This is a genomic window from Agarivorans sp. QJM3NY_29, from assembly GCF_050870835.2.
Classification (GTDB): Bacteria; Pseudomonadota; Gammaproteobacteria; order Enterobacterales; family Celerinatantimonadaceae; genus Agarivorans.
Window position 1 is genome coordinate 2,546,339 of the sequence record NZ_CP194036.2, and the last position, 20,095, is coordinate 2,566,433.

The window sequence follows — 20,095 nt, forward strand, 5'->3', positions numbered from 1 at the left end:
TTTGACACCATTTAATTTATCCACTCAGTTCCCTTTACTCGCACCATCAGACCATTATAAAAGTTCTATTCCATTGGTAATAATGTATGCCTCTATTTAAAGAAGCTACCTAAACTATCCAATAATTTTTTATTACCTTCTTTTCCACCTAAGGCTTTATTCAACTCTTTATTCAGTGCTTCCTTCGCTTGGCCTTCAAGTAATTTCTTCATATCTAACTGCACTTTTGGTTGCGTCCAAGATCCACTGATTTTCAAAGGAATATCTAAACCTGCTAAATCATTAGAAGCCCCCTGTCCCTCTAAACTGGCAACAACCTTGGTAATAAAACTAAAATCTAAGCTTTCGTTAACTAAATGAGTTTTCCCTTTGCCATCAACCCTTAATAAGGGGGATACCATTTGAGCCTTAGTAACCGAAGCCAATGACTGACCGAGTTTGGTATGAATAACCAGTTCACTAAAATCAGTTTTTTGCTCTTGTTGAGCTTGTTGCTTATCACCCCCTTTTAAGGATACCGTTGCAGCTCGGATCATTTGTGGAATATTAATGCCATAAATTGCACCGTCACTAAAAGTCGCATTAATCGGTCCACTAATCCGCTGCTTGACCGCCATCGAAGTCAGCCCCTTACCTTTTAGGTTAAGGTCGACATCTAATTTTCCAGCAACAAACTCAAAGTTAGCGGCATCACTTAACAAAGGCTGAGCTTTCACTCCAGACAATTTAGCCGACATTGAATAACTCGCTTGCTTCTCATTGCCATTCACAAGCGCGCTGCTATCCAATTTGCCGCCATAAAGATCTGCGCTTAACTGCTTAAGGCTTAACACGCCACTTTTAATGACTAAGTGCTGCTTAATATTTTCCAAATGTAATTTTTGGTGCTGCAGCTTCGTAATGGTCAAACGCCCGTCGAGATTAATTGTTTTAAGCGCACTCAGATCAGGTTCCTGTTCAGTGCCAGGAGTCTGCTCAGGCGAAGTTTTAACCGCATCAGTTTGTTGAGCGTCTTGGCTAGGGCTAATGAACGCAGAAGTATCTAGTAATGGGATCATCAGGTTAAAGCTCAAACTTGGTATGGCATCGCTAAGCTGTAAACGACTGCTACCGCTAAGTTGAGTCTTACCATCAATATCGACGTTCAATGAAGATAGTTCGGCTATTTTCTGTGAAACCAAGTATTCCAAGTTCAGGTTAGACTGAATATTCATTTTACCATTCGGAATCGCATCACCATTTATTTCAAGGTTATTGTCTAAGTCTTTCACTGACAAACTTGAAAAATCTTTAGTGACAAACAAAATGCCGTGAGCTTGCTGTATTAAACTTAACTCTCCGTCGCTGTATTGGCTGGTCAATTCAAAACGATTGTCTTTACCAAGTTCTAAACCCTCTAACTTAAAGTCAATTGGGCCTACTTTTTGTGTCTTATTAGTTTTTAAATCAATCAGTTCAATGTTGGCATCTTTAATCACAAGTCCCGATAAGCTGATATTCCAAGGACTTGCTGCTTCCGTTGCGACTTGCTCGCTAGGAGCTTGACTGACCGACGGCTCTGTTTGAGATGCTGCGTCGCCAGTTTTGGTCAAATCATCCAAATTGCTTGAGCCGTCAGCATTGGTTTGATAACGAAAAGATAAACCGGAAAGCGAAATCTCACCCAAATCAATAGTCTTACTAAATAGGGGCATGAGTGCGACCGACATTTCTGCACCGTCAATGCTCAATGTTTCCCCTTGACCAAAGTTAGGATGATCTAATAAATGAAGCGAGCCTAACTGAAAACCAATACTTGGGAAAAAACGCCAAGATAAATCGCCATCAATCACCAGCTCTCTGCCAGTGGCCTCCTTGGTCTTACTTACAATAAGCTGTTTAACATCGTTGGTATCAACCAAAGAGACAGCAATCACTACCACAACGAGCAGCAACACAACGATAGCAATAAAGCCATATAGCAACTTCTTCATAACTTTCCCTACTTATAAAAGCGCTTGAATAATATGTAAATGACAATTAGATAATAATAAACTTTGTGATACTGCGTGTACTTTGTTTAGTAAAACAAGTGAATAGCACTCAAGATCCCAGTAAATGACGTATTTTACTTTTAATAATATCGATCGCGATTCGGTTTTTACCGCCACGAGGCACAATCACATCGGCATACTGCTTGGACGGTTCAATAAATTGCAAATACATTGGTCGTACCGTGTTGTGATACTGAGCCAATACCGAATCGAGAGTACGACCTCGCTCTTTAATGTCTCGCTGAATACGACGAGCCAGGCAAATATCTAAAGGTGTATCGACAAAAATACTGATATCCAGTTGTTCTCGAATCGCTGGGTCGGTAAACAAAAGTATACCTTCTAATACAATAATCTTAGTCGGCCACACAGTTTTTGTTTCGCTCATTCGATTGTTGACTGTGTAATTGTATTGCGGGCGCTCGATGGTTTGCCCCTGTTTAAGCGCTTGTAAATGTGTTGCTAATAAGGCGTGATCCATCGATTTAGGGTGGTCATAATTGGTCAGTTTACGCTTTTCCCTTGGAATATGGCTCTGATCATTGTAATAACTGTCTTCATTGATAACTGCAATACAACTATCACCGAGTTCATTACGAATATCACTTACTATCGTTTTAGAAAATAGGCTTTTACCGGATGCAGACGCCCCCGATATCCCGATAACGACAACATGATGATTTTGATTTTGCATTGAATTGACCTAAAATTTTTGCCGCAATTATAGGTGGTAAGCGTCGATTAGTCATTAGACTAATCGCTTTGTATCAGTGATTTATCATATATTAAACGCCCTTCCCTCTGCTCATACCAGCGAACAGTTTGAATTTTAGGTGGTGCACTATTTCGCGGCAATAGCGTTCATAAATTGCCCCTTGAAGCAGCATCATGACTAAGCGCTATATCGTAAGTCATATCAATTCATCTATATCACAAAGCACTGAGCACAATTAGATGAAACGAAGTGTAGATTGCTCATAAATACAGCATTTTTTGAGAATTCATCTGGATTACTAGATTAGAGAGGAACAGCCGTGCTCTAATCATCCATAAACGACTGTAAACCAAGCTTCAAAGGCCAACAGCCTCTAGGCATAAACCTTTGCTTAAGGTAGTATTACATCCCTTGATTCCCCTGTTTATTGACTGAGCTTACAGTAGATCACATGACAAACGAACAACGAGAAATTCTGGTCACCAGCGCTTTACCCTATGCCAATGGACCCATTCACCTTGGCCATTTATTAGAATATATTCAAACGGATATATGGGTTCGTTTCCAAAAGTTACGCGGTCATACCTGCACTTATGTGTGTGCCGATGATGCCCACGGAACGCCAATCATGCTAAAAGCTCAGCAGATGGGCATTAGCCCTGAAGAAATGATCAATCAGGTTCATAGCGAACATAGTGCCGACTTTAAAGAATTCAACATTGCGTTTGATAACTATCACTCTACGCACAGCCCTGAGAATAAAATTTTATCAGAAGATATCTATAGTCGATTGAACCAAGCCGGTCACATAAAAACGCGGACTATTTCTCAACTATACGACCCTGAGAAAAACATGTTTTTGCCCGATCGATTTGTTAAAGGAACCTGCCCTAAATGTGGCAGCGACGATCAAAATGGCGACAACTGTGATAATTGCGGCGCAACCTATAGCCCAGCTGATCTAGTTTCACCTAAATCGGTAGTTTCAGGTGCCGAACCGGTCCTCAAAGATTCCGAGCACTACTTCTTTGATTTGCCAGCCTTTCAGAAAATGCTGAAAGATTGGACTGTATCTGGATCGCTGCAGGATGAAATGTCTAACAAACTAAGCGAATGGTTTGAACAAGGCTTGCAACAATGGGACATCAGTCGCGATGCACCGTACTTTGGTTTCCAAATACCAGAGACCGACGATAAATACTTTTATGTTTGGCTCGATGCGCCGATTGGTTATATGGGCAGCTTTAAGAATTTATGTGACAAACGTGACGATTTAGATTTTGCTCATTATTGGAACCAAGACTCAAAAGCAGAAGTTTATCACTTCATCGGTAAAGACATTATTTACTTCCACAGTCTGTTTTGGCCGGCAATGTTAGAAGGTGCAGGTTACCGTAAACCAACCAGTGTTTACGCGCATGGTTTCGTCACGGTGAATGGTGCCAAAATGTCTAAGTCTCGTGGTACCTTTATTAAGGCGCGCACTTATTTGGATCATCTAGATCCTGAGTATTTACGCTACTATTATGCAGCCAAATTAAACAATAAAATCGATGATTTAGATTTAAATCTTGAAGATTTTGCGCAGCGGGTTAATTCCGATTTAGTTGGCAAGGTGATCAACATCGCCAGTCGTACTGCTGGCTTTATTAGTAAACGTTTTGACTCCCGTTTGTCTAGCGAACTGATTAATCCGGGCTTATTAAAAGAATTTACCGATGCAGAGCAAACCATCGCCGCACTCTATGAAGATCGTGAGTTTGGTAAGGCGATGCGAGAAATTATGGCGCTGGCTGATAAAGCTAATCAATATATTGCCGAAGAAGCACCATGGCAACTTGCCAAACAAGAAGACACCTTAGAGCGTGCGCATCAAGTCTGCTCTATGGGGATCCACTTATTTAAAGTGCTGATCACTTACCTCAAACCGGTTCTCCCAGAACTATCAATTAAAGTGGAAAAGTTCCTCAATGTTGAATTGAAGTGGAATGAAATTGGCGAGCACTTGGTGGGTTGTGAAATACAAAGCTTTAAGGCCTTGATGCAACGTATCGACATGAGCATAGTTGAAGCCATGGTTGAGGCCTCAAAAGACAACTTACAGGCATCGAGCCAAACCACCACTGAAACAGAAACCGCGACACCGGCCAAGTCTGTCGAAATTGAACCAATTGCAGAAACTATCAGTTTTGATGATTTCGCAAAAATTGATTTACGGATCGCTCGTATCGTTAAAGCGGAACATGTGGAAAAAGCCGAAAAGCTGCTTCGCCTCGAACTCGATATTGGTGGTGAAAATCGCCAGGTATTTGCGGGGATTAAATCCGCTTATTCCCCTGAAGACCTAGAAGGTAAGTTAACCGTAATGGTGGCAAATCTTGCACCTAGAAAAATGCGCTTTGGTAATTCTGAAGGTATGGTGTTAGCCGCTGGACCGGGTGGAAAAGATTTATGGATCTTAAGTCCCGATGATGGTGCTCAACCGGGCATGCGAGTCATGTAATTTACCGACGATTGGTCATCAATCAATGGTTCTATCCGAGTCTAAGGGCTCGGATTTTTTATCTTTAAAATAAGTGACACTTGCCTTATAACAATATAACTAATTGTCGGTTCATTGTTGCTGCCTAAATCACCGTTCACTGCATGATGAACCTTATGATTAAAGCGACTAGTTACGCCCTTCATACCTGTTTATCGGCAGATTTATTCTACGCAATAAGTTGGTCATATAACCAACCAAATTAGTATTAACAAAACGATTAACGACTATGTTTTAAACGTCGTAATTTTCGATAAAGCGTATTACGGCTGATCCCTAGCAGTCTGGCACTCTGGCTAATGTTGCCATGGCAACGTTGATAAACCTGTAGGATATTCTCATCAATCGTCTGCTTTAAACCCACCTCTCCAGAAAGTCTATCTTCAGCTGGATGACCAAGTTGCTGTTGCAGAGACTCCGGTAAATCATCCCATTGTAATAACTTTTGATGTTCCGCCATCAAACAAGCAACCTGCATAAAATTATCTAATTCACGCAGATTTCCCGGCCATTGATATGCGCAGAGAATAGCCAGTAACTGAGGACAAATACGTTGACCTGCATGGCAATGCTGCAAATGGATCTGTTCGATCATCTGTTGAATATCTCGACGCTCGCGTAATGCTGGTAAAGTTAGCTGAAATCCATTTAAACGATAATATAAATCCTCTCTAAATAATCCCTGCTGTACTCGTTGTTTCAAATTTACGTGGGTAGCGGCAACCACTTGAACATCGACCGCAATCGCTTGATGTCCACCCACCGGGACCACTTCACGCTCTTGCAATACTCTCAATAAACGAGTTTGTGCCGATAAAGACATTTCACCAATTTCATCCAGAAATAGAAACCCACCTGCCGCTTGACGAATTTTTCCCAAAGCGCCTTTTGGAGCGGCACCGGTAAAAGCACCAGCTTGATAACCAAATAGTTCACTTTCGACTAAGTCGTGCGGCAAGGCCGCGCAGTTCACGGCTTGTAAAACGTGATTCGCGCGTTGGCTAGCCTGATGCAGACGTTTTACAAATTGCTCTTTACCGACCCCTGTTTCCCCATAAATTAACAAAGGAATAGATTTCTCGATCACCTTGAGAGCATGCAGCCAAGCGCGTTGAATTGATGGTTCTTTAAAACCTGAAAGTTTTGGCTGTGCCGGAGGCCTCGCATGCACAAATTTAGGTGTGCTTAAGGTTTTAGTCTGCATATGTAAGCGCAAGTTAGCTGAGCGCACCTTGCTTAACCACTGCTCGCCTAAATGAGTCGTCAAACTCTGGCCCACTTCGAGTTGTTTGATCAACTGGCGAGCCATTGGGTTATGACCCAATACTTTACCTTCTTCATCGGCCACGACAATCCCCTGCCAGCCAGAATGAAGCAAATGCGGTTGCGCAGCTAAGTCAATCCGGTAAACACTTTGGGGGAGTCGACACAGCAAGGCAATCTCAACTTGTTGGGCGAGACTCGCAACTAAAGACATAGCTTGTTGGTTATGGCGCTGTTGTTCACTGGTGATATCTAACACTGCGACCATCTCGCCCTGTGGAGAAAAGATTGGACAGGCACTACAGCTCATAAAGCGATGGTGTTTAATATAATGCTGTTCACCAACCACAGATACTGCTTGTCCGATCGCGATAGCGGTGCCAATGGCATTGGTCCCTTTATACTGCTCTAACCAGTTCACACCAGACTCAAGAGCCACATTCGCGAGTTTATCGGCGAACTTGTCTATTCCCCAATGATCAATCACAAAACCATCTATATCAGACAAAATCAATCGACAAGACGTGTGGGCCATCAATTGCTCAAATAATGGATAGGCATAAGTTTTTACTAATTGAATCAGATCGTCATACCGTTGGTGGCGCATTTTTAATTCAGCCTTGGCTAAACGAAGTTCGTCTGGTGAATAACTCTCCGATAAGCCCGCATTTTGGCTTCTTAACCAAGAGGCATTAAGTGAATTGGGCAGTTGGTACTTTACGCTCATAACACTGTTCCAAAATGTAACACATTGTATGTGCCAGAATATAACAGTGTGACAGCCCACCTGATGACTCAACAACCAGCCCGCCACACCTTGAGAAAATAGTTTATTTTACCAATCATAACTTTACATTTCATTAACAACAAGTCCTGATTAATTGGTTCATCACTTGCAATACGCTGATTAAGTGCAATATATCAGCACCCACAAAAGCAACAACTTGATAACAAAAAGTAAATTATAGAAGGATTTGACGATGCTATATGCGCAGCCAGGAACCGAAGGTTCATTGATTACTTTTAAAGAACAATACGACAATTTTATCGGTGGTCGGTGGGTCCCACCCAAAAATGGACAATATTTTGAGAATCGTTCACCGGTCAACGGTGAAGTCTATTGCAAGGTCGCTCGTTCCGATGCTCAAGATGTCGGTTTAGCACTCGATGCCGCTCATGCAGCAAGTGCGGGCTGGGGCAAAACTTCGGTCGCAGATCGCTCTAAGGTCTTATTAAAAATAGCCGATCGCGTCGAACAACATTTAGAATCGCTTGCTGTTGCCGAAACTTGGGGAAACGGTAAAGCAATCCGCGAAACATTGAACGCAGACATACCACTATTTGTTGATCACTTCCGCTATTTCGCGGGCTGTATTCGAGCCCAAGAAGGTGGTGCTGCCGATATAGATTCAACCACTGTCAGTTATCACTTTCCCGAACCTTTAGGCGTTGTAGGACAGATTATTCCTTGGAACTTCCCTTTACTCATGGCGGCATGGAAACTAGCGCCAGCACTTGCTGCTGGTAACTGTGTGGTATTAAAACCCGCAGAACAAACCCCGGTATCGATTATGGTACTCATGGAGCTAATTGAAGATCTAGTGCCTGTCGGAGTGATTAACGTGATCAACGGCTTTGGTGCTGAAGCTGGGCAAGCACTGGCAATCAGTAAGCGTATCGCCAAGTTAGCCTTTACCGGCTCCACTGAAGTTGGTCAGCATATATTAAAATGTGCCGCCGATTCACTGATCCCCTCAACGGTTGAACTTGGCGGAAAATCGCCCAATATCTATTTTGCCGACGTGATGGCTCATGAAGATGACTATTTGGATAAAGCTGTGGAAGGTATGCTACTCGCATTTTTCAATCAAGGGGAAGTTTGTACCTGCCCTTCCCGCGCGTTGATCCAAGAATCCATTTATGATCAATTTATGCAACGAGTCCTAGAGCGTGTAAAAACCATCAAGCAAGGGGATCCACTTGATCTGACAACTCAAGTGGGGGCTCAAGTTTCTAAAGAACAACTGGATAAAATTCTCAGTTATTTTGAGATCGGCCGCAATGAGGGTGCAGAGTTATTAACGGGTGGTGATACCTGTAAGTTACCCGGTCAACATAACAACGGTTACTTTGTGAGTCCCACGATTTTAAAAGGGACTAATGACATGCGGATCTTTCAGGAGGAAATATTTGGACCGGTGATTTCGGTCACCACGTTTAAAGATGAAGCCGACGCCTTACGTATCGCCAACGATACCGAGTATGGTTTAGGCGCAGGCGTGTGGACCCGCGATATCAATTTAGCACAACGAATGGGGCGAAATATCCAAGCTGGTCGCGTGTGGGTAAATTGCTACCACGCCTACGCCGCACATGCTGCTTTTGGTGGCTACAAACGTTCCGGTATCGGTCGTGAAACCCACAAAATAGCCCTCTCACATTACCAAAATACTAAAAATATGTTGGTTAGTTACGACGTGAACCCGCTGGGTTTCTTCTAAAAACAAATAAGCTTAGCCAATAGCAAACAGTGGCAAAGTATGTAAAGCCACTGTTTGTTATTCATTACAAAATAATTCGGAAGTGAAACACAGAAGAACAGCTAATAGCAGACAAAGTTGGTTTTGGATTTTTGATCGATAGAAATAAATTCCAAAGTCTCCACCTCAGACACCCGGCCAAGCGGTGATGCATGATATAAAAATGAAATAAGTTGCTCCAAATTGGTTTGTTTTCCTTCGGCAAATATTTCAACATCACCGTTTGCCAAATTCTTAGCGTAACCAACAATATCTGATTTACTTGCTTGTTGCATCACATGATATCGATAGCCTACGCCTTGAACATGACCTTTAACAACCGCCATTAAACGATAATTTCTCATACTACCTCATTAACGAAGTCGCACAGTCTAACTGCGAATAGTCAAAACTCAAGCCCTCAACAGAAGGCCTATCCAGAGGCACTTTGCAGTGTTCCAAATCCAAACGAAAATAACGTTGTAACTGATAATGGGGGTTCAGTATCTCTATTTCTTCAAAACCAAACTGACCCAAGGTCCAACGAAGTCGTTGGTCTTGGCAATTGCAAATAAGACTCAGCAATGTATATCCTTTTTTTAAGGCACTGCAACGCGCCCAATCCACCATTGCCTTGGCAATACCTTGACCCGCAAATTCTCGTTTAACGGTTAGCTTATGCATAAATAAGCTTTCGCGTTTTTCTTCTAAACCGACATCAATAATTCCACTGTTTTTGTCTAAAATCATCGCGGCGACAGGTTTACCAGCAATATACCCCATATACATCTCATCTAAACGATGACTTGCTAACATGGAGTGAGGAGTGATGTGATGGCATTTCCACAAGGTTTCCCCCCGTGACTCAAACCAAGACGCAGCTTCCATCAATAACTCACAAAATTGATAAAGCTCGATGCTGGAAATAGCACGAACGACTAGATTCGGACTCGGCTCTGTGGACATATAAACTTCCTTGAAAATATTCTGGCCTAAATTTGCCACAGCTGTAACAAACCAGTTAAATCATAGCTGTATTATGTTAATCCGCAACATAAAAAATAACAAGCCGTTAACTTTTGACAGTTTCACATTTAATATTATTAAATCAACCATTCATAGTACATTAAACTAATGCGTGTTCGCTATACTTAAGCAAAATCAAAGGCGAGTTAGTTATACAGTATTTTCGACTAAATTGTTTTTTTAATGAATTCCCTGCCCCTACAGTCAAAGATACGATAATCTTGTTATATTAATAATCAAGCACTCATATATAGGAAAATCAATGGATTGTTGTCACCAACCTGGACTATTGCCACTGGAACAAGCCAAAGCACTGCTCAATGAAAATGTAAAAGTAATCACCAAGACTGAAATGGTCGGTTTAGATTCAGCCTTAAACCGAGTGCTCGCTGCTGATCTTATTTCACCATTGAATATCCCTCCCTTCGATAACAGTGCCATGGACGGTTACGCACTATGTGTGAGTCACTTACCGGCCAATCAACAACTTCCGCTCAGTGAAAAGGTGTTTGCCGGAGACGTAAACAAACACCAACTTAAACCAAAGCACTGTGTCAGGATCATGACCGGAGCACCTCTACCATGCGGTGCCGATGCAGTCGAAATGCAAGAAAATACCAGTGTCGATGGTTCTCTGATTACCTTTAAACAGCCAATATCCATCGGGAATAATATCCGAAAAATGGGAGAGGATATCACTCAAGGGCAAATCGTGATTAGCGCGAATACTTTGCTCAATTCAAGTCATATTGGCCTATTAGCCAGCTTAGGGTTCGATCAAATTGCGGTGCAAACTCGTCTGAAAGTAGCGCTGATGTCCACTGGAGATGAACTTATCGCCCCCGGCAATCCGTTAAGTCATGGGCAAATTTATGACAGTAATCGCTTTGCAATTAAAGCGATGCTAGAACGCTTACCTGTTGAAGTGCTCGATTTTGGGCTTATTCCAGATCAACATTCATTGATCAAACAAGCATTCGAGCAAGCAGACCAACAGGCTGATATTGTGATCTGTAGTGGCGGCGTATCAGTTGGTGAAGCAGATTATACAAAATTGGTGCTGGACGAACTGGGAGAGATCGGATTTTGGAAAGTGGCAATGAAACCGGGTAAGCCTTTCGCTTTTGGCCAGTTAAAAGAGTCTTACTTTATTGGCCTTCCCGGCAACCCAGTTTCCGCTTACATTACTTTTTACAAATTGGCCTTGCTTGTCATTGCAAAGGCAAGTGCCTGGAATTATCAAGCGCCACCGCAAATCAGCGCTCAAACGACGACAGCGTTGAAAAAACGTCCCGGAAGACTCGATTTCCAGCGTGGTATTGTGAGTACAGATGCGCAAGGGCAGCTGCAAGTATCCCCCACAGGAAATCAAGGCAGCGCTATTTTTAGCAGCCTTAGTCAAGCAAACTGTTTTATCGTGTTAGAACAAGAGCGTGGCAAGGTGATGGCAGGAGAATGGGTCAAAATAGAGCTATTCGCCAGCCCCATGATTTAATGCTAGGTTTGATCTCTATCTCGATGCTAGGTGCTCCACTAAACAAGGCAAAGCTTATGAAAGCTTAGCCGTTAACCAACAAGGCATTAGAATCGCAAAATGAAGGACCATCAGTGTAAGGCTATAGGTTGAAGCCCTTAAAGCTTTACCATTTACTTGTGGCACGTAAATCAGACTGTCTCGCATCGAGCCAAGATTCGCCCTGCTGACCACGTTCCTTTTTCCAAAATGTAGCTTGTGTCTTTAAGTAATCCATGATGAATTGACACGCGGCAAATGACGTTTCGCGGTGTTCACTATTCACTCCAACAAACACAATCTGTTGGTTAACTTCCAAATCCCCCACTCGATGGATAATATTAGCATCTTGGATCGGCCAACGTTGTTTGGCCTGCTCAACAATATCAGCCAGCTGCTTTTCGGTCATCCCGGGATAGTGCTCAAGATGCAAGCTGTCGACTTGCTCTCCAAGATTCATATCCCGCACTAAACCGACAAAAAACACAATCGAGCCGGTGTGGCAATTGGTTGCCAAACGTTGGTATTCGGCGCCTACATCGAAATCTTGTTGCTGAACTTTAATCATCTAACCACCTGTAACGGGAGGGAAAAATGCGACTTCGTCACCAGCATGTAAAGCCACATCGTGGTTTACATGCTGGTGATTAACGGCCATTAATAACGCTGGATCTTGCAATGCAGTCCAGCGAGAGCCTAGGCTCAAAAGCTGCTGTTTTAGTGTGGCAGTGTCGCCGCCATTGGTGAGTTCGATAGTCACCGCCGATTGGCCGAGCTGATCTTTTAAGCGAGCAAAAAATAACACCTTAATTAACATTTATTTTCCTCACGGCCACTCACTTGGAAAGAACCAGACTTACCGCCATGTTTTTCAAGTAATCGAATATCTTGAATGACAATATCCTTTTGAATCGCTTTACACATATCATAAATAGTTAATGCTGCAACGCTAGCAGCAGTTAAAGCTTCCATCTCGACCCCAGTTACGCCGCTTAATTTAACAGTACTTACAATCAAGATCTCTCGACGAGATGCATCTAAAGTTAAATCGACACTCACTTTGCTCAGCATCAAGGGGTGACAAAGCGGGATTAAATCGGAAGTTTTTTTAGCCGCTTGAATACCTGCAATACGAGCACAAGCAAAAACATCTCCTTTGTGCTGCTCTGCACCTAATAAATTATCAACCACCTGCTGGTTAACCAATACTAAAGCCTGAGCCTTGGCCACGCGGCTGGTCGCTATCTTATCAGAGACATCAACCATGATAGCTTCGCCAGAAGCATTAATATGACTAAATTTACTCATCCAAAATCACCTGATATGGGGCACAAAGTTACAAGGCTTGTGGGTACTATTAAGTTGTTCTAAAAGTATTTTTTGCCATGCGGTCTTACAGGCATTGGTTGACCCTGGGACACAAAAAATCACAGTCTTATTGGCAAAACCTGCTAAAGCACGACTTTGCACCGTAGATGTGCCTATTTCTTGATAAGAAATACTCCGGAACAATTCGCCAAAGCCTTCAATGTCTTTATCAAATAATACGCTCATAGCTTCCGGAGTATTATCTCTAGCAGTAAAGCCTGTTCCGCCAGTGCTAATCACACAATCAATCTCAGACGAAGCAATCCATTGGCTGACAATCGCGCGAATTTGATAAACATCGTCAATTACGATGTGCTTATCCGCTAACCGGTGTCCTGCTTGCTGAAGTGCCTCCGCAAGATATTGGCCGGAACTATCGGTAGCTTCATTACGGGTATCTGAAACCGTAAGTACCGCAATATTTAAGAATGTTTGTTGAACGGTAGCCAAATGGCTCATGAGTGTTCTCCATTGGTTTTTTGGGCCGCTTGCCATTGGTCGGGCGTATTAGTATTGACCATCACTGTTTGATATTCAGCGGGTAACTCAATGACGTTTGCACCAATCGCTGAACTAAAGGCAACAATTGAAGCGCGCTTGGGATCTTGTTCATCTAGCAGCGAGCGTAAGATCGATTCTGTTTGTTGATTCCGAACCACATAAAGTGGAAACATACTATTTTGGCAATAGGCACTCCGATTGGTTTGCTGAAAGCATGCCAATAATTGACGGAGGACCACATCGGACAGTAATGGCATATCAACCGGTACAAATAAAAACGCTGGCGACTCCAACTGATTTAAACAACTATAAATACCTGACAAAGGGCCGCGGGAAATATCAATATCCACGATACACTGATAGCCCGGATATTGGCCGCTCACATATACTGCAGAGCCAAGCAGCCTTTGTAATTGTTCAACCTTGGTCTGCAATAGAGTTTTGCCCTGCCAGTGAAGAAGCGCTTTGTCGCGCCCCATCCTGCTAGAGCGCCCGCCTGCAAGTACTACCCCGATAATTGCCTGCATAAATAACGACTCATCAATCCTTTTGTTGCATCGGCTTGCTCACCATAATAATGCCTATTTAGCGTAATGATTAAAAGTATTAATATAATATAAACTTATTGGTGTTTCTCTTGTTCGGCTCAGCGGCCAATTTAAGGGCCTTGGCTAAAGGGATAAACGGAAATGACGTGACTTCAACCTTCCCGATGACTCACAATGATACATCATCGTTAACAACTAACCGCCTATTGACGCTAAATGAGGGGTGGCGCCAGTATTACCATCATGAAGGAAGTGAGTCCCTTTTTTACTCAACAAGGCTTGTTCAATTCGTTGAGTTAAAGCGGCCTGCTGTAATGGGGAGTTCAACAAATCACGTAGTTCAATCCCCTCTTCACCAAACAAACACAGATGCAACCGCCCTTGAGAAGAGACTCGTAATCGATTGCACGTACTACAAAAATCTTTAGCATAGGGCATGATTAAACCAACCTTACCGGCGTAATCTGGATGGTAAAAAACCTCAGCAGGACCGGCATTATGAGCTCTTATCTGCGCTTGCCATCCGCGTGACAGCAGTTGCTGTTTAAATCCCGTCCCAGCAATATGATGTTGTTCAAAATATTCGGGATTTGCCCCTATTTCCATCACTTCAATAAAGCGGACTTCGACCGGACGGTGTTTGATCCAGTTTAGATATTGTTCAAAGCCATGTTTTGCAAGCTGCTTAATCAACACCGCGTTCAATTTTATAGAGCGAAAACCTTGGTTGAGAGCCTCGTCAACCCCCGCCATAACTTTCACAAAGCTGTTGGTGCCAGTAATCGCAGCAAATTGACGCGGGTCCAAACTATCAACACTAATATTAATATGGTTTAAGCCGGCTTGTCTCCATTGCTTGGCATGTTTAGCTAATTTAAAACCATTGGTGGTCATCGCCAAGTGCTCAATTCCCTCGGTTTGGGAACAGATTTCGATCACTTCGACTAAGTCTTTGCGTAAGCTGGGTTCACCGCCAGTTAAACGGATCTTATTGGTGCCTAAGTCTGCAAAACAACGCGCGAGCAACGCGATCTCCGACAGCTTAAGTTCGCTTTTAGGCGTATCGCAATGATAGCCATCGGGAAGACAGTAGTTGCACTTAAAATTACAAACTTCAGTGAGCGAAAGCCGCAAATAGCTAAACTGTCGGGAAAATGAATCCGATAACATAAATCAACCTTTCCAAATGCGGGAGGCAAAGGCATTTCTGTCCTTTACCCTGCTTAGACTATTGCTAAGGGTCTAAACGCCATATCGTTATGACTTAGGTCGATTTAGACTTCGGTGATTGCTGAATGCTAAGCAATAAATCGCTGTTTGTTAAGTAATTTATTTCGAGTGATGGGTTTATGTAACATGCTTTTAGCATTAAGCTGGTGGAACTAAAAGGAATTTGGCTTGGAAATTTATCTCACCAGACCTTTGCTGTCGTTCGCTATAACTGAAAGTCAAATACGATAATGTCGTCTAATAAAGGTCTGAGTACTTGCTTAAGCGCAAGGTGCTCGGGATGAGGTAAATAGTTTTGTCGCCCAGCTTCGTCTGCAAAAGTCATCAGTACCGAATGCGTATATCCCTTATTTCGATACTCTGGGCTGTTGTTTACGCCCCATTCAACCGTAAGCACCCCAGTAACTTTTTGCGGCATCGCTTCAAATAAGGTTTGCAAGTGCTTAATCTGCACCGTGTCTGCCGTGGCCTGGAACTTAATCAGCAATATATGCCGTATCATGATGTACTCCTTCAAATGCCTATATCGGAGCGATAAACATTGAAATGATTCAACAATCTATCGCTCCGTTGAGCCATGCCGCTATAACCTAGAGGCTGAAACTAAGTCACTAATAAAAAGAATATTCAAATCAACCACCAGCCTATTTACGTTTAAATTGCTTGTTGGTAAATCGGGTGGCAGCAAACTGGCTGTTTTTGGCACCTTTAAAACCACGATTACCGGCGCGACGACCATCACGACGACCTTCGGCAGGCACCAGATGGTGTAAGCCATTCCCAATTAACTTGGTTAAGCCCATGTTGGTTAAACCTTCCCGAATAATTGGCCAGTTCTTCTCATCATGATAACGCAGTAAAGCCTTATGCAAACGCCGCTGACGCCCTTTTTTCGCTACTGGAACTCGCTCGCTGCTATGGCTGATCTTGTGCAAAGGATTGCGCTCGGTATGATACATCGTGGTAGCATTGGCCAGCGGCGAAGGATAGAAATTTTGCACCTGATCTAAGCGAAACTTGTTTTTCTTCAACCACAATGCAAGGGTGACCATGTCTTCATCTTTGGTTCCCGGATGAGCCGAAATAAAGTACGGGATAAGGTACTGCTTCTTCCCTGCTTCCTGTGAGTACTTATCAAATAACTCTTTAAATTTATAATAAGTTCCCATGCCCGGTTTCATCATCTTTGATAAGGGCCCTTCTTCGGTATGCTCAGGCGCAATTTTCAGATATCCGCCCACATGGTGCAGTGCTAACTCTTTAATATAGCGCGGATCTTCAATAGCAATGTCGTACCGCACACCAGAAGCAATCAGGATTTTTTTGATCCCTTCAACCTTGCGAGCCCGCCGATATAGATCGATGGTCGGTTGGTGGTCGGTGTCCATATGATGGCAAATACTCGGATAAACGCAGGATAAGCGTCGACAAGTTTCTTCGGCCTTGGGGCTCTTGCAATTCAGCCGATACATGTTTGCCGTAGGTCCACCTAAATCAGAAATAACCCCCGTAAAACCAGGAACTTGATCTCTGATCTGTTCGATCTCTTCAATGATTGAATCTTCCGAGCGACTCTGAATAATTCGCCCTTCATGTTCGGTGATCGAACAGAAGGTACAGCCGCCATAACAGCCCCGCATGATGTTGATGGAAAACTTAATCATGTCATAGGCTGGGATCTTCGCTTTGCCATAACTGGGATGTGGAATGCGTTGATAAGGCAGACCAAATACCCCGTCCATATCTTCAGTACTCAAAGGTAAAGCCGGTGGGTTTAACCAGACAATCCGGTCGCCATGACGCTGCGCTAAAGCACGTGCACAACCGGGATTAGTTTCGAGGTGAAAAATACGCGAAGCATGAGCGTATAACACCGGGTTCACTTTCACCTGCTCGTAGGCCGGCAAGTTAATGTAAACTTCTTCCCAAGGCCGTTTCTTTTCCATCTGCACCACAATCGGCTTGGCTTGCTGTGGATCAATCGTTTCTACCGAATCATCTTGAGTAGAACAGCTTTCTTCAATCTCGGCATAAGGGCTAATAATCGGATCGATTTTACCGGGTTTATCCAAATGACTGGAATCTAAACCGCTCCAACCGGGCAGCGCTTGTTTACGAATAATCGCAGTACCACGCACATCGTTGAGCTCGGCGATAGCTTCGCCCTGACTCAAACGATAGGCCACTTCAACCAGGGGACGTTCGGCATTACCGTAAATCAATAGTTCAGCCTTGGCATCAAACAAAACCGAGCGACGCACTTTGTCAGACCAATAATCATAATGGGCAATTCGTCGTAAGCTGGCTTCAATACCACCTAAGATCACCGGCACATCTTTATAGGCTTCTTTACAGCGCTGTGAATACACAATTACCGCCCGATCGGGTCGTTTGCCACCTTCATTGTTTGGCGTGTAGGCATCGTCATGGCGTAATTTACGATCGGCTGTATAACGATTAATCATCGAGTCCATATTGCCGGCCGTCACCCCAAAAAACAGATTGGGTTTACCAAGGCGCATAAAATCATTTTTGTTGGTCCATTCGGGCTGCGCAATAATGCCGACCCGAAACCCCTTGGCTTCCAGCATTCGACCAATCACCGCCATACCAAAACTGGGGTGATCAACATAAGCATCGCCAGTCACGAGTATCACATCGCAACTATCCCAACCTAAAGCTTTCATCTCTTTGCGCGACATCGGCAAAAACGGCGCAGCCTTACGCTGACGATTCACGCAGCTTTCAGGTTTAAATAGGGTTTCAGCGGTGTGCATAGGCTTAAGGTCTCGAAAATGAAGGCCGCATATTATATACGTATTCACCAAGCTAAGGAAACGGATTAACACCAAATTAACAAACTAACTTTTTATCTGCCTGTTGGTTAGCTAGCTTAAACACTAAATAACAGCTAACATTTCTTTGTAATTTAAATAGTTAAGCAAAGCGAGAGGCCTTCGGCCCAAATTCACAATATATACCATTGGTGATAGCGCTTTTGGTTTAGATCAATCGTATGGCCAAACAGATTGCAACGCTTAGTAAAAAACGCTGCTTACCGAGCCTTAGGGAGATAACGACTGCTCGATGAAAAAAGCGCTTACTGGGCGATGTTCGCAGCCAACCCTTGGTCCTCAATTCAATTTATTTGGAAAAGAACAAGCACATGGACGCGACTAAATTTTTAGTAAAGTTAATCATCATGGCATTCGCTGGCCTGGTATTTTTTGGTTGTGCACAGCGTCCCGACCCCGCACTTATCGCCCAATACAAACAAGCGAGCTACGCACTAATTGCGCCAGATGAGCTGTCCAATAAACAAAGTATCATGCAACTTCAGAGCTACCAGCCGGGTAAAAATGGCATCGCGATATTACCTGATGGGGTGAGTGCGCTGGCCGCACGAATAGCCCTCATCGAAAAGGCTCAGTTATCGATAGATGCCCAATACTATATGATTAAGGAAGATCTAACGGGGGCAATTTTTCTGGGTCATTTGTTAAAAGCTGCGGAGCGAGGGGTACGGGTGCGCTTGCTAATGGACGACATTAACACCAATAACTACGACGATATGCTCAAAGCCATTACGATGCACCCGAATATCGAAGTGAGAATATTCAATCCCTTCTATAATCGACGCTTTCGCGTGACCAATATGCTGGGAGATTTTCAGCGTTTAAATAGCCGGATGCACAATAAATCATTAACCATCGATGGCTTGATCAGTGTGGTTGGTGGTCGAAATATTGGCGATGAGTATTTTAGCGCGCGGGATGACCTCGACTTTGCCGACATCGACGCCATGGCTTTTGGGCCGGTGGTTCAGCAGGTGAGCCAAGCCTTCGACTTGTATTGGAATGATCGACGTAGCTACCCGATGGAAGCCCTCAACCTTAAATCGGTCGACCAAGATGCCCAATTACGACGTTTAGAACAACAATTATTCAGCCAAAGCCTTAAGCCGCTGCTACAGGCGCATACTCGCTATCAACAGCTAATTAGCAACCATTCTTTACGCGATGTACTGTATTGGTGTGACGCTGAATTATTCGTCGACCATCCCGATAAAAACCCCGATTTTGCGCAAGATGTTGCTAGCAATCTGGCACAAGTATTGGGTCGGGCTAAACAAACTATCCTGCTTAGTTCGCCATATTTTGTACCCGGAGTAGCAGGTAGCCAAGGTTTGTCCGCTATAGCCAAAAGCGGCGTAGATGTGAGTGTGATTACCAATTCTTTAGCCGCAACCGATGTCGCGGCGGTGCATGCCGGATATAAAAACTACCGCCGGCAACTGCTGGAAGCAAACGTGTTTATATATGAAATAAAACCCGATGCAAAGCAACGTCAACGGCTTGCTTTTTTCGGTAAGGGGGCCTCTCGAGCCAGCTTACATAGCAAGTTGTTTGTTATCGATCAGGAAAAATTATTTATCGGCTCCTTTAATTGGGATCCACGCTCCATCAATTTAAACACCGAAATGGGCTTGTTACTAAGCTGCCCTAATTTGGCGGACAAGGTCACCCAACAAATACGTGATAATCTGGATTATAAAAGTTATCAAGTTCAGCTCGATAGTAATCATCGGCTACGCTGGCGCGAAAAATTACGCAATCAAACCGAGATTATTTACAGCCAAGAACCGAAAGCCACCCTATGGCGGAAATTTCAAGCCTGGTTGGTGGGTTTGTTGCCACTGGAAGATCAACTGTAATCGCTCGCAAACGAGCCATATTGGATAATTATTTGCGGGGTGAATAGTGATGTTACGACGATAAATACTGTCGCTCGCGAGGCACGCCTCGCAACAAGCTGGTTATTGTTGAGCCACCAGCTT

At 43.6% G+C, this 20,095-nt stretch carries 17 protein-coding genes and 1 riboswitch; of the genes, 4 read left to right on the forward strand and 13 right to left on the reverse strand.

Going from position 1 to position 20,095, the window contains the following annotated elements:
• Positions 1 to 92: 92 nt before the first annotated feature.
• Both ACRRS0_RS11710 and udk read right to left on the reverse strand, forming a co-directional pair.
• Positions 93 to 1,973, reverse strand: a complete 1,881-nt coding sequence (locus tag ACRRS0_RS11710; protein WP_432453030.1) for an AsmA family protein — start codon at positions 1,971 to 1,973, stop codon at positions 93 to 95.
• Positions 1,974 to 2,082: 109 nt separating this feature from the next.
• Positions 2,083 to 2,727: a uridine kinase gene (gene udk / locus ACRRS0_RS11715; protein ID WP_432453029.1), complete on the reverse strand. Its 645-nt coding sequence runs from the start codon at positions 2,725 to 2,727 to the stop codon at positions 2,083 to 2,085.
• A gap of 472 nt (positions 2,728 to 3,199) precedes the next feature.
• Here udk and metG point away from each other — a divergent pair, with 472 nt between their 5' ends.
• Complete coding sequence (metG, locus tag ACRRS0_RS11720; RefSeq protein ID WP_432453028.1) at positions 3,200 to 5,251, forward strand: methionine--tRNA ligase; 2,052 nt, start codon at positions 3,200 to 3,202, stop codon at positions 5,249 to 5,251.
• A gap of 259 nt (positions 5,252 to 5,510) precedes the next feature.
• Here metG and ACRRS0_RS11725 read toward each other — a convergent pair whose 3' ends face one another.
• Positions 5,511 to 7,280, reverse strand: coding sequence for a sigma-54-dependent Fis family transcriptional regulator (locus tag ACRRS0_RS11725; RefSeq protein ID WP_432453026.1), 1,770 nt, complete (start codon positions 7,278 to 7,280; stop codon positions 5,511 to 5,513).
• A 253-nt stretch (positions 7,281 to 7,533) separates the two neighbouring features.
• Between ACRRS0_RS11725 and exaC the strand changes: the two genes are divergently transcribed.
• Positions 7,534 to 9,054: an acetaldehyde dehydrogenase ExaC gene (gene exaC, locus ACRRS0_RS11730; RefSeq protein ID WP_432453025.1), complete on the forward strand. Its 1,521-nt coding sequence runs from the start codon at positions 7,534 to 7,536 to the stop codon at positions 9,052 to 9,054.
• A 101-nt stretch (positions 9,055 to 9,155) separates the two neighbouring features.
• Here the strand turns inward: exaC and ACRRS0_RS11735 are convergent, their stop codons facing one another.
• Positions 9,156 to 9,437, reverse strand: a complete 282-nt coding sequence (locus ACRRS0_RS11735; protein WP_432453024.1) for an acylphosphatase — start codon at positions 9,435 to 9,437, stop codon at positions 9,156 to 9,158.
• Between the two features lies 1 nt (position 9,438).
• Positions 9,439 to 10,038 (reverse strand): GNAT family N-acetyltransferase, encoded by a 600-nt coding sequence (locus tag ACRRS0_RS11740; RefSeq protein ID WP_432453023.1) that lies wholly within the window; start codon positions 10,036 to 10,038, stop codon positions 9,439 to 9,441.
• A 322-nt stretch (positions 10,039 to 10,360) separates the two neighbouring features.
• On the opposite strand from ACRRS0_RS11740, the gene moeA reads away from it, so the two are divergent.
• Positions 10,361 to 11,593 carry a molybdopterin molybdotransferase MoeA gene (gene moeA, locus ACRRS0_RS11745; RefSeq protein ID WP_432453022.1) on the forward strand — a complete coding sequence of 411 codons (1,233 nt, stop codon included), beginning with the start codon at positions 10,361 to 10,363 and terminating at the stop codon, positions 11,591 to 11,593.
• Between the two features lie 145 nt (positions 11,594 to 11,738).
• Here the strand turns inward: moeA and moaE are convergent, their stop codons facing one another.
• The 8 genes from moaE to ACRRS0_RS11785 all read right to left on the reverse strand — a co-directional run bounded on the left by moaE (position 11,739) and on the right by ACRRS0_RS11785 (position 18,035).
• Entirely contained in the window at positions 11,739 to 12,179 is a 441-nt protein-coding gene (gene moaE / locus ACRRS0_RS11750) for a molybdopterin synthase catalytic subunit MoaE (RefSeq protein WP_432453021.1), read from the reverse strand.
• Positions 12,180 to 12,428, reverse strand: coding sequence for a molybdopterin converting factor subunit 1 (gene moaD, locus ACRRS0_RS11755; protein ID WP_432453020.1), 249 nt, complete (start codon positions 12,426 to 12,428; stop codon positions 12,180 to 12,182).
• Positions 12,422 to 12,919, reverse strand: a complete 498-nt coding sequence (gene moaC, locus ACRRS0_RS11760; RefSeq protein ID WP_432453019.1) for a cyclic pyranopterin monophosphate synthase MoaC — start codon at positions 12,917 to 12,919, stop codon at positions 12,422 to 12,424. The genes moaD and moaC overlap by 7 nt, the downstream gene beginning before the upstream one ends.
• Positions 12,920 to 12,925: 6 nt before the next feature.
• Positions 12,926 to 13,438 carry a molybdenum cofactor biosynthesis protein B gene (moaB, locus tag ACRRS0_RS11765; RefSeq protein ID WP_432453018.1) on the reverse strand — a complete coding sequence of 171 codons (513 nt, stop codon included), beginning with the start codon at positions 13,436 to 13,438 and terminating at the stop codon, positions 12,926 to 12,928.
• Positions 13,435 to 14,007, reverse strand: coding sequence for a molybdenum cofactor guanylyltransferase (mobA, locus tag ACRRS0_RS11770; protein WP_432453017.1), 573 nt, complete (start codon positions 14,005 to 14,007; stop codon positions 13,435 to 13,437). The genes moaB and mobA overlap by 4 nt, the downstream gene beginning before the upstream one ends.
• Positions 14,008 to 14,223: 216 nt before the next feature.
• Complete coding sequence (gene moaA / locus ACRRS0_RS11775; RefSeq protein ID WP_432453016.1) at positions 14,224 to 15,198, reverse strand: GTP 3',8-cyclase MoaA; 975 nt, start codon at positions 15,196 to 15,198, stop codon at positions 14,224 to 14,226.
• Positions 15,187 to 15,327, reverse strand: a riboswitch (molybdenum cofactor riboswitch). (Overlaps the previous gene by 12 nt.)
• Before the next feature lie 136 nt (positions 15,328 to 15,463).
• A complete protein-coding gene (locus ACRRS0_RS11780; protein WP_432453015.1) occupies positions 15,464 to 15,760 on the reverse strand; it encodes a Dabb family protein in 297 nt (98 codons plus the stop codon).
• 142 nt (positions 15,761 to 15,902) lie between these two features.
• Positions 15,903 to 18,035, reverse strand: coding sequence for a YgiQ family radical SAM protein (locus ACRRS0_RS11785; RefSeq protein ID WP_432453014.1), 2,133 nt, complete (start codon positions 18,033 to 18,035; stop codon positions 15,903 to 15,905).
• A gap of 389 nt (positions 18,036 to 18,424) precedes the next feature.
• Between ACRRS0_RS11785 and ACRRS0_RS11790 the strand changes: the two genes are divergently transcribed.
• Entirely contained in the window at positions 18,425 to 19,972 is a 1,548-nt protein-coding gene (locus ACRRS0_RS11790; protein WP_432453013.1) for a phospholipase D family protein, read from the forward strand.
• Positions 19,973 to 20,095: the final 123 nt, after the last annotated feature.

Coding starts and splice junctions, on each gene's coding strand:
- moaD (WP_432453020.1), bottom strand. CDS start 12,428: ATGTTAATTAAGGTGTTATTTTTTGCTCGCTTAAAAGATCAGCTCGGC.
- moaA (WP_432453016.1), bottom strand. CDS start 15,198: ATGTTATCGGATTCATTTTCCCGACAGTTTAGCTATTTGCGGCTTTCG.
- metG (WP_432453028.1), top strand. CDS start 3,200: ATGACAAACGAACAACGAGAAATTCTGGTCACCAGCGCTTTACCCTAT.
- ACRRS0_RS11780 (WP_432453015.1), bottom strand. CDS start 15,760: ATGATACGGCATATATTGCTGATTAAGTTCCAGGCCACGGCAGACACG.
- ACRRS0_RS11740 (WP_432453023.1), bottom strand. CDS start 10,038: ATGTCCACAGAGCCGAGTCCGAATCTAGTCGTTCGTGCTATTTCCAGC.
- exaC (WP_432453025.1), top strand. CDS start 7,534: ATGCTATATGCGCAGCCAGGAACCGAAGGTTCATTGATTACTTTTAAA.
- moaC (WP_432453019.1), bottom strand. CDS start 12,919: ATGAGTAAATTTAGTCATATTAATGCTTCTGGCGAAGCTATCATGGTT.
- ACRRS0_RS11790 (WP_432453013.1), top strand. CDS start 18,425: ATGGACGCGACTAAATTTTTAGTAAAGTTAATCATCATGGCATTCGCT.
- moaB (WP_432453018.1), bottom strand. CDS start 13,438: ATGAGCCATTTGGCTACCGTTCAACAAACATTCTTAAATATTGCGGTA.
- udk (WP_432453029.1), bottom strand. CDS start 2,727: ATGCAAAATCAAAATCATCATGTTGTCGTTATCGGGATATCGGGGGCG.
- ACRRS0_RS11725 (WP_432453026.1), bottom strand. CDS start 7,280: ATGAGCGTAAAGTACCAACTGCCCAATTCACTTAATGCCTCTTGGTTA.
- ACRRS0_RS11735 (WP_432453024.1), bottom strand. CDS start 9,437: ATGAGAAATTATCGTTTAATGGCGGTTGTTAAAGGTCATGTTCAAGGC.
- moaE (WP_432453021.1), bottom strand. CDS start 12,179: ATGATTAAAGTTCAGCAACAAGATTTCGATGTAGGCGCCGAATACCAA.
- ACRRS0_RS11785 (WP_432453014.1), bottom strand. CDS start 18,035: ATGCACACCGCTGAAACCCTATTTAAACCTGAAAGCTGCGTGAATCGT.
- mobA (WP_432453017.1), bottom strand. CDS start 14,007: ATGCAGGCAATTATCGGGGTAGTACTTGCAGGCGGGCGCTCTAGCAGG.
- moeA (WP_432453022.1), top strand. CDS start 10,361: ATGGATTGTTGTCACCAACCTGGACTATTGCCACTGGAACAAGCCAAA.
- ACRRS0_RS11710 (WP_432453030.1), bottom strand. CDS start 1,973: ATGAAGAAGTTGCTATATGGCTTTATTGCTATCGTTGTGTTGCTGCTC.